Raw genomic sequence first — 14,964 nt, forward strand, 5'->3', positions numbered from 1 at the left:
GTCAGCCGGTTCACCGCCCAGCAGTTGATCGCCATCGGATTCACGTAGTTCATCAGCAGCGCGTCCGGACACAGCCGCTCCATGTCCCGCGCCACGTCCAACAGCACCGTCGCCGTCCGGATGCCCTTGAATATCCCGCCCGGCCCGAGCGTATCGCCCACGCACTGCGGCACCCCGAACGTCAGCGGCGCCTCGATCTCCGTCTTGCGCGCCGCCAGTCCGTCCGGCTCGAACATCGCCACCACGTAGTCCGCCCCTTCCAGCGCCGCATGCCGGTCCGTCGTCGCCGTCACCGTCGCCGGCGCCTTGACCTGGGCGATCACCTGCCGCGCCAGGTTCTCGCTGACCGCCAGCCGCTCGCGGTCCACGTCCATCAGCGACAGCCGAACGTCCCGCAGCTCCGGAAAGCACATCAGGTCGGTAATGATCGTCCGCGCAAAGATGAAACTCCCCGCCCCGATAAACGCAATCTTCGGTCCCATCAAGGTATTCTCCACGCTCGTCTTCAAGGCTTCGTTACGTACGGCAAGATCATACCGATCCGCCGGCAAATATCAACATCGCCGCTCCGGCGACACACAACCGGCGGCCCGCGACCCGCTCACCGCTCCATCGCCAGCGGCGCCTTCGGTGCGATATCGAGGCTCTTCCACCAGCCCGGATCCTTCAGGTAGCGTTTGACCCGCATGGCCGCCGCCACGCCGTCGCCGCAGGCGGTCGCCAGTTGGGCCACGTTGCCTACGCGGCAATCGCCGGCGGTAAACACGCCCCGCTGGGAGGTGCACAGGCACCACGGGTCGCACTGGATGTGCCCGGTCTCGTCGAGCTCCACAAAGCCCCTCAGGAAGTCGGTGTTGGGCACCGTGCCGATGAAGACGAAAACGCCGTCGCAGTCGATCCGCCCCTCCGCCGCCGTCCGCAGGTCCTTGGTCCGCACGTACCCGACGCGCTTCTCGCCCTCGATGCTCGTGACGATCGTATCCAGGACGAGTTCGATGTTGCCGCCCCGTTCGATCAAATCCTTGAGCTCTTCGACCAGCACCGCGTCGCCGCGAAACTCCCGCCGGCGGTGCACCAGACAGACCTTGGCCGCGAACTTGGCCAGGTGGATCGTTTCCTCGAGCGCGGTGTTGCCGCCGCCGACGCTGACCACGATCTTGCCCTCGAAGAACGGGGCGTCGCAGGTTCCGCAATAGCTGACGCCCGCCCCGGCGCTGCGGAACTCCTCCTCGCCCTGGACGCCCAGGTGCCGGTATCGGCTGCCGGGCGTCAGGATGACCGACCGCGCGGCGATCCGCTCGCCCTCGTCGCCGATACCGATGACGCAGCGCCGGTCGTCGAGGCGTTCAATGCCGGTCACCTCCGCCAACTGCCGAATCTCCGCGCCGAAGTTGGTACACTGCTCGACCATCCTCGCCACCAGGTCCGGGCCGCTGATCTTGATGTGGCCCGGATAGTTCTCGATCCGGTCGGTGTCGTTGATCTGCCCGCCCGGCAGCATCTTGTCCAGCACCACCGTTCTGAAGCGGTCGCGGGCCGTGTAAAGGGCGGCCGCCAGTCCCGCCGGGCCGCCGCCGATGATGGCCACGTCGTATTCGCGTTGCTCGCTCATATCCGATCACCTCCAACTGCTCGAAGTACCCACCGGACGGCCCGCCGATACTGGGCGGGATAGCGACCGGCCACGTCGCGCTCCTCGACCCGCGTCCAGACCAGATCGGGGCCGAACCGGATGCCTTGCCAGACCCCCTCCTCATCGAAGAGATACCGGGCCCGCTCAAACTCATAGTCGTTCAGCGTCGCGACCGTCGCATCCGGCAGCAGGTCGATCCGCATCGCCGACAGCGCCGTCGAAAGGTCCGTCGGGCGGCTTGCGTAGCCGGATTGCGGCGAACCCGCCTCCGCCAAGGCCGCGATCAGCAGCAGGTCCGCGCCGTCGCAGACAAACTCCTTGGGGCGTTCCAGGTTCAACGTCATCCGCTGCCGGTTGATCACCCCGAGCATTTCGATTGTCCGCTCGTCAAACTCCACCTTTCGGGCGACCGAGTGCCGCTGCCGGCCGACCGAAATGGCCAGCGTGACCGCGGTCCGCCCGGCGCTCAGGTCGCCGGTGAACTCCGCCACGGTCCCCTGTTCGTACTCGAGCTCGCCGCGCTGAATGAAGAGGAAGTTCGACGCGTTTATCCGGTCCGTCCGGCCCGACGTTTGGATCGCGGACATGAGAAACCCGATCGGCTGGTCGCCGATCCGAACCTCGAACCAGCCGGAAGCCCGATCCGCCAGGGCGTCGACGTCCGCCGCCGCCAGGATCGCCCGCACGTCCAGAGGCATCGGTTCCTCAGCCGTATCGCCGCCGAACTTCAGGCCCGAGACGACCCGGTCGAAAACCGCCGCCGTCTCGGCAAGGGGGCCGGTTCCCAGCCCCACCTGGCCCAGAAGCGCCGCACCGCCTTCGGCCACGCCCAGGTAGATCAGATTCTGATAGCCGGGCATGTCCCGCCCGTAGCGGACGAAGCCCTTGTAGATCGCCGGATCATCGGCCCCGGGCAGTCGCGATATCGCCAGCGGCTCACCGAGGCTCAGCGCCGAGAGCAGACCGTCGGCGATGAGTTGTTCCGGTTCCCGATAGTCCGGCAGGGCCAGCGGTTTGAACTGGGCCGACCAGAACGCCGACGATGAGGCCCCTCGCGGCATCACCCACGTGACCGTCCCCTCCTGATCCGGACATACGTAGACCGGCCCTTCGAAGGCCACACGCCAGCCGCCGACCTCCACCGGTTCGCCCGCCGCAGCCGTCGCTGCCGCCTCCGGCAGCGACACCTTCAGGCTTCCGCTGAGTTGCTCGACCCACTGCCGGGCCTGTGCCGCGGACGCTGTGCCCGCCAGCACCGCCACGTCCACCGTGCCGCCGTCCGGCAGGGCCACCACCTCGATGGCGATCGAATAGACCGCCTGGCCTCGTGACAGCACGGCCCAGCCGCGGGTCCGGCCCAGCCCATCCAGCGGCGCGAGGTCCTTCTCGTAATCCGCCTGAGCCACCGTCGCCCGCGTCGCCGCTTCGGTGTACCGATCGAGACTGTCGAGGAACTCGTACGCCAGCGAATCCAGGCCGGCCTCGCGCAATCCCACGTAGACTTCGACCGGAATCTCCCCGGCCGAGGCGTTCCAGCCGGCCACCGCCCCCGTCGGCAGGTCCGGCTCAGGGATCCCCGTCCAGTTCGAGTCGATTCCCAGCGTCACCCGTCCCGACGCCACCGCCACCGTCTGGTCCAGATCGAGGCGCAGCCCCCGCGTGCGGCGCATCTGCACCCAGTAGGCGAACAGCAGCGTCGCAACCAGGATAACGGCGAAAGCCAGCTTCGCTTGGATGTCACGTCTCATGCGTTTGATGCCCGTCCAAACAGGTCGCTCCGATCTTACGGTTTGCCGCCTTGCCATGCAACTGCAATCGAACCGCAACCGCATCCGATGGGCGCAAAACGCAGAGTGCGATCAGGTCATTCCGGAAAAGCCTCATCGCCGTTCGGTCAACTCGACTGGCGGACCATCAGAACATGGTCCTGCACAAGGTGAACCGGCGGCGCCTTGGGATGGGCCAGACGGTTCTTGACCAACTCGACGGCGGCTGGTGCCATCCGCGCGATCGGCTGCTCCACCGTGGTCAGCGGGACCGCCAGCATCCCCGCCCACGGGAAGTAGTCGTACGCCGCCACCGCCATCTCGTCCGGCACGCGAATGCCCGCGTCGATCAGGCCGCGGACGTACCCGGCAGCCAGGCCGGAATCGCCGAAAACCGTCGCCGTCGCCGCCGCGCGCTGGTCCGCGATCTGGCGGGCGAACCTCAAGCCGTCTTCGGCCCAGCGCAAATCTCCCGCATCCTGATGGAAGTGTGCCTTGGCCCGCGCCTCACGGATGGCGGCGATGCATCCGTCCGTAAAACTGTACCGCGGCGAACAGGCGACCAGGATGTCCCGATGGCCTCGCGAAAGCAGATGCTCGACCGCCGTGCGGCCCGCCGCCGCCCGGTCCAGGGCCAGGTAGTCGCACGGCAGCGAGTCGTCCGGCTCGCATCCCAACAGCACCACCGGCAGATCGCCCGCCCACTCCGGCAGGTGCGTCACGTGCGAGGCGATGACCACCAGCGCCTCGACCTGCAACTGGCGGAACGTCTCGATCCACGGCGACGCGCACCAGTCCTGCTCCGTTCCCTCGCCGATCCCCAGCACCGGCCGGTACTCCGCCGTGTGCAGTTCATCCAGCAGCCGATTGACCATCTCCGTCCGCACCGCGTCATGCAGCGCCTGGGCCAGGTGGATGCCGATCAACCCGCTCCGCCGCCGCCGCAGATTCTGGGCCGCGTAGTTCGGCGCATAGTTCAGCTCCTCAGCCAGTTTCTGCACGCGGGCCCGCATCGCCTTGGATATCCGCGGCGAGTCGCGAAGGGACAGGCTGACCGTATTGGCCGAACACCCGGCCCGCCGGGCGATGTCCTGTAATGTCACGTTGCCTTTCTTCATTCGCCGATTCTCAAACCGTTCCGCATCCGCCGCCGGCCCTATCCCAGCCGCGTCCGCACTCGGCGTCCCTCGATCCGCAGCCGCCCCGCCGCGAACAGCCGGACCGCCTCCGGATAGGCAATCGTCTCCTGCTCGAAAACCCGGTCCGCCAGCGTGTCCGGCGTATCGTCGTCCAGCACCGGGACCGTCCGCTGGATGATGATCGGCCCGTGGTCGTATTGGTTGTCCGCAAAATGCACGGTGCAGCCCGTGACCTTACAGCCCATTTCGAGCACCGCTTCATGCACGTGATGGCCGTACATGCCCTGCCCGCCGAATGCGGGCAGCAGCGCCGGGTGGATGTTCATCACCTTCCCCGTATACTGCGGCGCAATGGTGTACATGCTCAGGAACCCCGCCAGGCAGATCAGATCGGGCCGCGCCTTGTCCAGTTCCGCGGTGATCGCCTCGCTGAACTCCTGCAGGCTCTTGCCCTTGCGCGGCACGACGACCGTCCGGACTCCGGCGTCCTGCGCCCGCTGGACCCCGCCGGCGCCGGCGCGGGACGAGACCACCAGTTCCACCGTCGCGGGCAGTCTGCCGCTGCGGCTCAGCGCGATGAAATTCTCCATGGTCCTGCCGCCGCCGCTGATCAGAACCGCCAGCCGTATCGTGCCCATCGTTCTCCTTCCGTCGGATCGTCTGCCGCCGTGCAATCGCTACGAGGCCGGCTTCTGGCCGGGTCTTAAGATCTGAAAGCCGCTGTACCGCACCGCCGGCTCGCTCAGCCGCCCGGCCGCGATGTCCTCGAGTACCTCGAACGCCAGCTTGCCCGTTTCGATCTGACTATAGTACGCGATGTAGGCCACGTTGCCAAGGTGCAGCACGGTGGAGTTTTCCGTCAGGAAACCCAGCGTCACCCGCCGCGGCGAACCCAGGACCACCGGAATCGCCGCCACCGGCAGGTTCGCCCCCATCACGATCAGGGAGTCCAGGCCGATGTCCTCAGCCAGCAGTTCCCCCACCACCGCGGCTACGTTGTCGGTCTCCGCGTCGCGGATGTACCGATGCCCGATCCCCAGCGGCTCAGTCGCCTCAAGGTATCCGTCACGAGCCAGCCGGTGGTTCGACGCCCCCAGATGCCCCACAAAACCGATCCGCCGGCCGCCGTCGTTGATCAGGACTCTGGCCAGCTCACGGCACGCCCCCCGGCGGTCCTCCAGCACGCAGAACGCTCGATTACTGTACTCAGCCCCGAGGTACAGGCACGGGATGCCATGCCTCTCAGCGTCCACCGCCAGCCGCTCCGAAACCCGGCCCAGCAGGATCAGCCCCTGGCCGTTATAGCCCCTTATGCCCACCATCTCGTCCAGGCCCGGATCGTCGGCCTGCACGATCTGCACCGGAAGCCTTAACGTCTGGGCCTGGGCCAGGATCGCCCGCCAGTAGTCCTGCAACTGCAGCGTGCTGGAGGCGATGTCCTGTTCGACCACCACGTAGACCCGCGAGACCGACCGGGAGGGCCCGATCACGTAGCTGCCGGCCCGCTCCCGCCGTTCCACCACGCCCATTCGCGACAGCTCGGCCAGGGCTCGCTCGGCCGTGATGGACGAGACGCCGAACTGGCGAGCCAGCTTCTGATGGCCCGGCAGCTTGGCTCCGGGGGCCAGCCCCCCGCTGCGAATCCGGCGGACCAGGTCATTGACGATCTGCTGGTATTTGGGTACGTCCATACCTGACTATATACAGCAGCACAGCCGGGAAATCAACCCTTTCCGGGTTCGATGCCTTTGGAGAAAACGCATATGGGACTTGCTCTGCTTTTGCCATTGACGGCCCCGGCCATACTGGCTATACTGGCATATGTGCAGTTTGGCGAACCCCGGCGGCGTGTAATCCCGCCGCCCGAACAAGATCCTATTGAAGCCTGGAGGCGACCATGTCGTTTCGGATCGGTCTGGTTGGTCTGTGCACCTCTCACCCGCAGAGCTGGGTTCCGGTCATCCGGGACCTGACCGCCAGAAAGCTGGTGGACACTGAGGTCGTCGCCGCCTGGGACAGCGGCGAGACCCGCGAGGCCGGTTTCGCCAAGACCTTCTGCAAGGAACACCAGATCGCCCAGCCGGTCGATCGTATCGAGGACATGCTCGAACTGGTCGACGGCGTGATCGTCCACACCGCCAACTGGGATCGCCACCTCGAACAGGCTGCGCCCTTCGTGAACGCGGGCAAATCAGTCCTGATCGATAAGCCCATGGTTGGCAACCTCCGCGACGCCAACCAGCTTCGTGACTGGGCCAAACAGGGCGCGCGGATCACCGGCGGATCGAGCCTGCGATTCAATTACGAGGTCGGCCAGTATCTCGCCAAGCCGGTTTCGGAGCGCGGGACCGTCCATACCGCGTTTGCCGGCTGCGGGACCGACGAATTCAACTACGGCATTCACGCCTACGCCCTGCTCGCGTGCCTGATGGGGCCCGGTGTCCGATCGGTTCGCTATCTTGGCGCCAGCGGCCAGAAGCACGTGCAGGTCACCTGGTCCGACGGGCGTGTCGGTCTGCTGTCAGTCGGGCAGCAGGCGTGGATTCCCTTCTACATCACCGCTGTAACGGACAAAGGCGTCAGCCAGATCACGACCGACAACACCATCCTTTACCGCTCGCTTCTGGAGGCCACGCTGCCCTACCTGACCGGCAAGGAAAAGAACCCGCCTCTGCCGATGGATCAGCTTCTGGAGCCGGAACTGACCGCCATGGCGGCTCGCATGTCGTGGCTCTCCGGCGGCGGCGAGGTCTTCCTGACCGATCTGCGGCAAGACGATCCGGGCTACGACGGCGCGCAGTTCGCCATCGAGTATCGGCGGGCGAGGATGGGCGGATAGCAGCCGCCGACGCTCTTAGTCCAGGCGGATGCCCTGCTGCTCGAGCCACTGCTTCAGGTCGCCCATCTGGGTGTCGAAGACCTGGTTGTCGTAGTCTTCCTCGAGCTTCTTGATGTACGTCGCCAGTTCTTCTCGGCCTTCGACGATGTCGTTGAGCTTCTTTTCCAGTTCGTCGGCGGCCTGGCGCAGATCATCGAACTCCACCGACAGGTCGAGCAGTCCGGCGACCTTACGCACCGCCGATTCGATGCACCGGGCGTTCCGCCCCTGGACGTAGGCGGGAATCTCAGCCACCAGGCTCATCATCCGGATATCCCGCTGCGGCGCAGCCAAGATCATCTGGGTGATGATGCTGGCCGGGCCCTCGTAGTTGGAGAGCTTGATCCCGCAGCGATCCAGCATCGGCCGCAGCGTCGGATCGGAGATCGAAGCGAAGTAACGGGGTTCCCGCGTGTGCGGCACCATGCCCGCCACGCTGCCGACGAAGCAGATCAACGTCACCCCCAGCCCCACCGCCAGGTCCAAGACCTCGTCGAGGTACCGCGACCACCTGAGATTCGGCTCTCGGCCTTTGAGAAAGACCAGGTTGTGGGCCTGGCTGCAGTAGATGACGTTCTGCGGCGAGCTCAGCGAGACCACGCTGCCGTCGCGAATCCGCGTGTGCGGGCGAAACAGGGCTGAGACCTCCATCGGTCCGGGAAAGCTGAGGATGTAGAAGTCTTCCGAATCGATTTCGCCGATCCTGGCCGCGTCGAGCTTTCGGAGCAGGTACTCAGCCGTGCCCGTCGAAATCTCGCCCCCGTCCATCCAGCCGTCCAGCGCCATAACCATTCGGCCGTCGGTCAGCCTCGGCCGATCGTGAAGCCTCAACAACTCGCCCACGACAACCCCCTTTCCGCGGACCTCCTACACTCACTCTCACCAAGAAAGTGTATGCAGAAAGGGAGCAAACCGCAATGCTTCCCGCGTTCGTCCTACGCGCCCACCGCTTCCAGCACCGGCTCTTCGACCCGAAGCGCCATGAGCCGCAGGCTTTTCGCCGCCAGCATCAGGTCGTCCAGCGACGACTTGAGATGGCCCTTGAGCGTGTGCGAGTAGAGCCGCGTCTGGTTGGCCAGGTGGAACTCGACCATCGCCAGGCTTCGTCCGACCAGGTCCTCATCGAGCACCGACCGGCCCTCGTCCAGGGCCAGCGCGCGGCTCAGGAAAATGACCGCGTTCAGGTCGTGGATGTGCTGATGAATGCCCGCCACCACGGTCAGGCACGTCCCGGCGGGGAAACGCTGCCACAGCCGCGAGCGATAATAGCGCAGCAGAAGATCGCAAGCCCCGTCCGTCATCTCCGGCTCGACCGGGTGCGAAAGCGTCTGATCGATCGAGACCTCGCAACCCAGCATCCGCGACGAATACCGGCCGGACAGCTTGGCCAGCGCCAGAAGCTTCGGCACCAGTTTCAGCCGCCGCAGGAAACCCAGCGAACCGGTCGCCCCGATCGGCAGGACGTCGGGAAACAGCGTGGCGGCGAAGAGGAAACGCACGGACATCGGGGCCAGTTTCGCCTCCGGCCAGGCCAGGATTTCGCCGACCTCCGGCGTCTCGGGAAGCGGCTGATCCGAACGCAGCGATTCGAGCAGGTTCACACCGGACGCCTGGCCCTGGGCCTTGAGCACCCGCACCGCCGCGAGCAGAGCCAGCAACTGCCCAAACCGCTGCCATATATCACCGTCCCGGCTGGAGTCGAAGATGCGGACCGCCCTTTCGCAGAGGGCGTCGCCTTCGGCTGGGTCGAGGCGGCAGACCGTATCGAGCACCAGCGGAGCATCGGGCTTGTAGGCGATCTGGCCCAACGGGATCAGTTCTTCGATCTCGACCCGCTGTTCGGTCAGCGGCTGGCCCTGGCAATTCCGCACGGCGGGACACCCGAAGCTCGTGGAGACCCGGTCCTCGGTCCAGGTCCGAGAAACCATCAGCGGGAATTGCCGGCACATGGTCGGCTTGGCGGCTGGGCCCATCTCCTTGTGGATGATGCACAGACCGTCGGTGTCCAGGAAGAGGCACTTGTTGCCTTCGCCCTTGGCCAGATCGTAATACCCGGGGCGTCCGTCGGCCGGCGGATTGTAGAACGCCCTGCCGGCAAGCTGCGGGTATTTGCCCCAGTCGTGGGCGTCGAGGGCATGGGCCTTGTCGGTTTCGATGGAGGTGCGCCACGGCTGATTGCAGCACGCGGTGCAGCTTTGACAGGAAAACCGGATCGATTCGTCGATCTGTTGGGTTCGCTTATCGGTCATGATCTGGACCTCCGGAAAGCCTCACCTGCATATGGCGTTATCGGAAGTCCAGGGCCATGACTTAAGCTGCGCCCGGTGCGGCGGCTACGCCATGTAGCCCTTCTGCGGCAGCAGGTTTTCGTCCTTGAGCACCACCTCGATCTGCTCCATGACCTGCCGGTCGATCGCCTGGCCGGTGAACGCGTACGGGCCCGGCACGTCTCGCCACTTCTCGCCGTGGGCGAGCATGTGATCGACGGCGCGGTTGCCGTTGGCGAACATGTTGCCGAACGGGAGCCCGTCAGCGGCGCTGAGCATTCGCGTCATGACTCCGGTGAGGCGCTTGGAGTGCGACAGGGCCTCTTCGCGCCGGCCCTGCTCGACCGCGGTAAGGATCTGACTCAGGATCGGCGTAAAGGTGTTGCCGGAGCTGAGCAGCAGGCCGTCATAGGCCCCGCCCATTGGCTTGAGGTGCGAGGCGTAGTCGCTCTCGGCGCCGCGCACGAGGAATACGCCGCCGTAGTCGAGGCCCGCGGTCGCCACCGCGTCGGCCCCGCTGGTATCCTTGAGCATCACCAGGTGCGGATAGCGGGCGGCCAGCCGCTGCAGGAGTTCCGGCGCCACGTGGTTCCTGGTGATCTGCGGCAGTTCGTACAGCGAGATCGGGGCCTTCAGCGTATCGAGCACCCTATGATAATGGGCCTCAATGGCATCGAGGCTGTGGTGCTCGCCGATGGGCGGACAGGCGGTGAACATGGCCTCGGCCTCGCCGACGACCGACCGGGCGATGCGGGCTTTTTCGAGCACGATTTCGGTCGTGGCGCCGAGGATGCCGTAGAGCTTGGGAATTCGCCGCGGCACGATGGTCTCGTCCGCCGTCAGTTCCACCAGCCGGCGAAACTGGTCGTTGCTCATGTCCCAGCCGTCGCCGGTCGAGCCAGCCACCAGCAGGCCGCCCACGTAGGGCGCGATCGTCCGCAGGTGCGCGGTCAGGTGCTCGGCGTCGATCTCCAACCGGCCGTTTACCTGCCGATACGGCGTCAGCAGGGCGCACCACAGCCGCGCCGGCGGATTGCCCAGCCGCTCCCGGATCAACGCCAACCGTCGCTGCGAAACCGCCTGATCGCTCATGGCATTCCTTTCGTTTGATCGCCAGTACCGGAATCCAAGACGCCATTCTAACAGCCCCCGCGTGACGGGCAACCGCAAATCCTTCGGCCGTGCCTTGCCGGGCCTTTCCGGCTCCGCTATAATCCGGCCAACATCGCGTCCAGCAAGGGGTTTTGCATGAAGACGTCACAGGCTTTCCGTCAGGAGATCATCGAGCTTCGGGTTCCGCCGGACCGGCTGGCCTTCTGGTGGCTCGGTCAGCAGAGCTGGATCATCAAGACGGCCAACCACATCCTCGGGCTCGACCTGTACCTCAAGGAGGATCCTCGCCGCATCGTGCCGCCGCTGCCGAAGCCGGAGGATTGCGATTTCTTCGGCTCCATCTTCGCCACGCACGATCATACGGACCATTTTGATCAGTCCTCGCTTGCCCGTATCGCCCCGCTTAACGAGCGAACGCGGTTCTTTATCCCCAAGCATCTCCGCGAGAAGGCGAGCGACCTTGGCATCGACGCGGCGAGGCTGGTGCTGATGGACGGCGAGAACGCCTTTGAGGACGGGACGCTCCACGTTTGCTCGATTCCCTCAGCCCATGAAAGGCTGGAGTACGACGCTGAGACAGGGTTTCAGTACATCGGCTATGTCATCATGGTCGATGGGTTTACCGTCTATCACGCGGGCGACACGTGCTACTACGACGGCCTGCTGGGGCGGCTGAAGGAGTGTTCGCTCGATCTGATGTTCGTGCCGATCAACGGGCGGGACGGGGTCCGCTATCGGCGCAACACGATCGGCAACCTGACCTACCAGGAGGCGGCGGACCTGGTCGGCATGGCGGAGCCGAAGCTCGGCTGCCCCGCTCACTACGGGATGTTCGCGTACAACACGGAGGACCCGCGGCTCTTCGCGGACTACCTGTCGGCCAAGTATCCCGGGCAGAAGTACTGGATCGGCAAGCCTTTCGAGGCGGTCTGGATCAGCCGCTGACCTTTGCAAGAGCGGCACGGAGCACGCGGACCACGCGGAGAAGGCGTGGAGACAGAGAGCAGGCCGATCAGGAAGAGGGGGATGTACGTCTTGTACAAAATGTGCGATCCTGCAGGTCCAGGATTTCGAGGTCGTGGCTGGCGGATCTCGTCCAGGCGCGGGTTTTGTACAATTCGTACGTCCTGTCCGACCCTGTCGCGGTCGAGGGAGTCGGCCGGTTGAACCGAGCGGCAGCCGAATGTGCGTTTTGTACAGAACATACAATTGGTCTGGGAGCGGTGCCTGGCGGGGTTTTGTACAATTTGTGCGATTTGTCGCGATCAGGCGAACGGGAGGAAGACGCCTCCCCCCCAATCGGACGGGTATGGAGTTGTCAAGCGTCGCGCGGGGCGACGCGCGGGCGTGTTCCCGCCGGATAAAGATAGCATGGGTTTGTTGCGGAGGCAAATCGGCGGTTTTTGAGGCGCAGGCAGAGACGCCGATAGGGATTCCTATGGAAATCCCGCAGACGGCCCAGGGATCTCGGCGGAATGCTACTGTTCCGCGCCGGGGACGGAGGTTGGTCGCACCGGCGTTACTGTCACCTTTTTGCCTTTGCTTCGGTCGAACATTTCGGCGATCAGCTTCGGCATCAGTTGTTTGAAGCGGGAGGCGAGGGCAAGGTCGAAGAGGCTTTCGCCCTTCTGGCGCATGGCCAGGACAGCGGCGATCCAGGCGTTGGTCCAGCCGGTTTCGACACACCAGGCGCCCCAGCCGAGGTCGGCGGAACTGCCCCAGTACTCCCACAACTCGTAGTCGAAGGCCCGCATCCAGGCGCCGCTGAGGTACGGTTGGGCGGTCGATCGGACCTGGATGCGGCAGAGGAACCGCGTCAGGCGGTCGGCTGCTTCGGTGAGCTTCCGGTCGCCGGTGGCGGCGGCGGCTTCGTGCAGTCCGAGCAGGGCGTAGTTGGTGGTGTAGAGCAGGTCGCAGGCGGGATCGCCGTTTTCCTGGATCAGCGACGCTTCGTCCGTGCCGTAGCGCTCGTTCGACTGCGGCGGCGGATAGGAGCCATCGGCCAGCGGGCCGAGCAGTTCGCGGATGGCACCGCACGGCTGCATCTGCGCGAGCAGATCGTCGGCGACGCGATTGAGCCATTGGCGGTGCTGGGCGGTGTCTTCGATTCGGACCAGGAACGCCAGCGGCAGCAGGAGGCGGGCCATCTCCTGCGTCAGGCCGTTGGTCCACTTGAGTTTCGGGTAGACCTCCATCGTCATCCGCAGGGCCGTTTTGGTCCGTGCCAGCATCTGTTCGTGTCCGGTCAGGGCGTGCGTCCAAAGGAACATCGCCCACGGGTAGGCTTGGTAATGGGGCGAGTAGCTCACGGTCTCGTGCTCGTACCAATAGGCCCAGTCGCGCCCGTCGGTGAACGAGCCGGGATAGTCGAGGCGGCTCTCGCGGAAGCCCAGCGGGCCGGTGGTGCGGAAGTTGGCCAGCGTGCAGCGGAGAATGTGCTCGTCCCACCGCGTCTCGCCGAGAAGCTTGGCGGCGACCATCGAGGGCATGATGACGCGGGCGTTGTCGTCACCGTAGAAAGCGGGGTTCCGCTCGGACCAGTTGTTCAGGCCGTAGGACGGGCTCTCCGGGTCGTCGTGGCGGAAATCGGGGGCCGACCAGACGTAGTCCAGCATCGCCGAAGCCGTCCGGCGGCTGTTGGGGTTTCGGGTTACCGCCCAATCCCACGCGAAGACCATTGCGCTTTCGCCCGTGCAGTCGCCGCGGATCCAGGGCCGGACCATTTGACGGCCTTCGTGGTCGATGATCGCCTCAAAGCCTTCGATCGCGAACTTCTTCCAGTCGATGCTCGCCACCACCTGGTCGGCGAACCATTTCGCCGACCGGGCGAACGCCGCAACCTCCACGTCGTTTGGCAGCGGGTCTTCCGGGCCGAATTCGACGTCGACCGCCGGCGACCACTTGAGGCACGGCACGTCGGTCGCACCGCCCAGCCAACCGAGGATTCGCTCCCAGATCACCTTCCAGCTTTCGATCGGGCCGTACCGGGCGGTGACGAACTGGCTCAGCTTGCTCGTGGCGACCAGGACCGGCCGGCCGGGCAGCTCGAACAGGATCGGCCAGCGTTCGTCCGGCAGGCCAAATGCCGCTTGGCGATAGCCGGCCACCTTCACGACCACCATGTGCGGTTTGGCCGCCTGCGCGGGCAGGAACCAGCAGCCGTGCTGGGCCAGCACCGCCATCGGCTCGACACCGGGGGCGAAAAAGTCCGAGGCGACCACCACCCGCTCCCACTGTGTCGCCTTCGGCTCGCCCAAATCGAGCCCGGCCAGAGTTTGCGGATACTCCACGTACAGCCGCAGGCCCTTGGCCGCCGCCCGGTCCAGCAGTTCCTCGCCGATCGTTTCCGTCGGCTGCGGGTATTGGTCGGCCAGGACGAGCACTCCCGCTCCGTTGGGCGCCGCCGCCACCGCCTCAGCCGTGCTGTCGTATCGTGGGAACGAGAGGCCCATCGCCGAGAGCACCCGGTACAGGTCGTTCGTCGTGTCGCACTTGAAAACCAGATCCATGATCGTCTCCGTCGGTCAGGCTGCGATTTCTCCGCATGGCGCCAGCGGGTATGATTTCCGCGGCGTGGCGTTTTGGCAAGCTTTGTTCACTCGACGAACACCCGTCCGCCGAACCGGCTGACGCTCTGCTCGACCGCGGCGATCAGTTTGACCACATTGATCGCCCGCTCGAAGGCGATCGGCCACTCGGCCCGGCCTCGGATGCACTCGATGAAATGCCCGACCTCGCGGACGTACGCCTGCTCGTACTCGAATTGTTCGGGCCCTTCGGCCACCCACGCGTTCCGCTCGCGGTCGAACCGCGACGCCTTCGGCCCGCGCAGGTCCCAGTGCACCGTCCCGGCGTTGCCCGCCAGCCACACGCCGCGCTCCAAGCCGCGGTTGACACCGTCGAAGTGCATCGAGATCTGCAGGCCGCTGGCGAACTCGGCGATGATCTCGTAGCTGTCGTACGAACCGGGTTTGAGCTCCTGGTCGCTCCGCCGCGAGGCCCGCGCGTTGACCGCGGCCACCGGGCTGTCCAGCAGCCACACCAGCCACTGGAACTCGTGGCCGATCATGTCGATATTGGCTCCGCCCGACGCCTTGTCCGACACGTAGAACTCGCGGTAGTCCTCCCACGGATGCCACGTCGGGAAGTACGACGTGCACGTGCCCCA

General features: G+C 65.6%; 13 protein-coding genes. 2 read left to right on the forward strand and 11 right to left on the reverse strand.

All coding sequences use genetic code 11. From position 1 onward, the window contains the following. The 6 genes from GXY33_20300 to GXY33_20325 form a co-directional block, all read right to left on the reverse strand. On the reverse strand, positions 1 to 482 hold a 482-nt coding region (locus GXY33_20300; protein ID NLX07490.1), incomplete at its 3' end, for an alpha-glucosidase/alpha-galactosidase. Positions 483 to 601: 119 nt separating this feature from the next. Next, positions 602 to 1,612 carry an FAD-dependent oxidoreductase gene (locus tag GXY33_20305; protein NLX07491.1) on the reverse strand — a complete coding sequence of 337 codons (1,011 nt, stop codon included), beginning with the start codon at positions 1,610 to 1,612 and terminating at the stop codon, positions 602 to 604. After that, entirely contained in the window at positions 1,609 to 3,381 is a 1,773-nt protein-coding gene (locus tag GXY33_20310; GenBank protein ID NLX07492.1) for a hypothetical protein, read from the reverse strand. Before GXY33_20310 ends, GXY33_20305 begins: the two co-directional genes overlap by 4 nt. A gap of 146 nt (positions 3,382 to 3,527) precedes the next feature. Next, the gene (locus GXY33_20315; protein NLX07493.1) at positions 3,528 to 4,517 is read right to left on the reverse strand and encodes a LacI family transcriptional regulator; all 990 of its coding nucleotides are present in this window, start codon (positions 4,515 to 4,517) and stop codon (positions 3,528 to 3,530) included. A 38-nt stretch (positions 4,518 to 4,555) separates the two neighbouring features. Next, a complete protein-coding gene (purN, locus tag GXY33_20320; GenBank protein ID NLX07494.1) occupies positions 4,556 to 5,176 on the reverse strand; it encodes a phosphoribosylglycinamide formyltransferase in 621 nt (206 codons plus the stop codon). Positions 5,177 to 5,215: 39 nt separating this feature from the next. After that, positions 5,216 to 6,229 carry a GntR family transcriptional regulator gene (locus GXY33_20325; GenBank protein ID NLX07495.1) on the reverse strand — a complete coding sequence of 338 codons (1,014 nt, stop codon included), beginning with the start codon at positions 6,227 to 6,229 and terminating at the stop codon, positions 5,216 to 5,218. Between the two features lie 206 nt (positions 6,230 to 6,435). Here GXY33_20325 and GXY33_20330 point away from each other — a divergent pair, with 206 nt between their 5' ends. Continuing rightward, a complete protein-coding gene (locus tag GXY33_20330) occupies positions 6,436 to 7,377 on the forward strand; it encodes a Gfo/Idh/MocA family oxidoreductase (protein NLX07496.1) in 942 nt (313 codons plus the stop codon). Between the two features lie 15 nt (positions 7,378 to 7,392). On the opposite strand, the gene GXY33_20335 is transcribed toward GXY33_20330, so the two are convergent. The 3 genes from GXY33_20335 to GXY33_20345 all read right to left on the reverse strand — a co-directional run bounded on the left by GXY33_20335 (position 7,393) and on the right by GXY33_20345 (position 10,775). Further along, on the reverse strand, positions 7,393 to 8,259 hold the full coding sequence (locus GXY33_20335; protein NLX07497.1) for a PAC2 family protein: 867 nt from the start codon (positions 8,257 to 8,259) through the stop codon (positions 7,393 to 7,395). Between the two features lie 92 nt (positions 8,260 to 8,351). Continuing rightward, positions 8,352 to 9,665, reverse strand: a complete 1,314-nt coding sequence (locus GXY33_20340) for a YkgJ family cysteine cluster protein (GenBank protein ID NLX07498.1) — start codon at positions 9,663 to 9,665, stop codon at positions 8,352 to 8,354. Between the two features lie 84 nt (positions 9,666 to 9,749). Further along, positions 9,750 to 10,775, reverse strand: coding sequence for a dihydrodipicolinate synthase family protein (locus GXY33_20345; GenBank protein ID NLX07499.1), 1,026 nt, complete (start codon positions 10,773 to 10,775; stop codon positions 9,750 to 9,752). A 156-nt stretch (positions 10,776 to 10,931) separates the two neighbouring features. Here GXY33_20345 and GXY33_20350 point away from each other — a divergent pair, with 156 nt between their 5' ends. Next, positions 10,932 to 11,741, forward strand: a complete 810-nt coding sequence (locus tag GXY33_20350; protein ID NLX07500.1) for an MBL fold metallo-hydrolase — start codon at positions 10,932 to 10,934, stop codon at positions 11,739 to 11,741. 533 nt (positions 11,742 to 12,274) lie between these two features. Here the strand turns inward: GXY33_20350 and GXY33_20355 are convergent. Both GXY33_20355 and GXY33_20360 read right to left on the reverse strand, forming a co-directional pair. Further along, positions 12,275 to 14,305, reverse strand: a complete 2,031-nt coding sequence (locus GXY33_20355; protein ID NLX07501.1) for a hypothetical protein — start codon at positions 14,303 to 14,305, stop codon at positions 12,275 to 12,277. Between the two features lie 86 nt (positions 14,306 to 14,391). Continuing rightward, positions 14,392 to 14,964, reverse strand: a 573-nt coding sequence (locus tag GXY33_20360) for a hypothetical protein (GenBank protein ID NLX07502.1), incomplete at its 5' end; no start/stop codon positions are given.

The sequence above is a fragment of the Phycisphaerae bacterium genome (assembly GCA_012729815.1).
Classification (GTDB): Bacteria; Planctomycetota; Phycisphaerae; order JAAYCJ01; family JAAYCJ01; genus JAAYCJ01.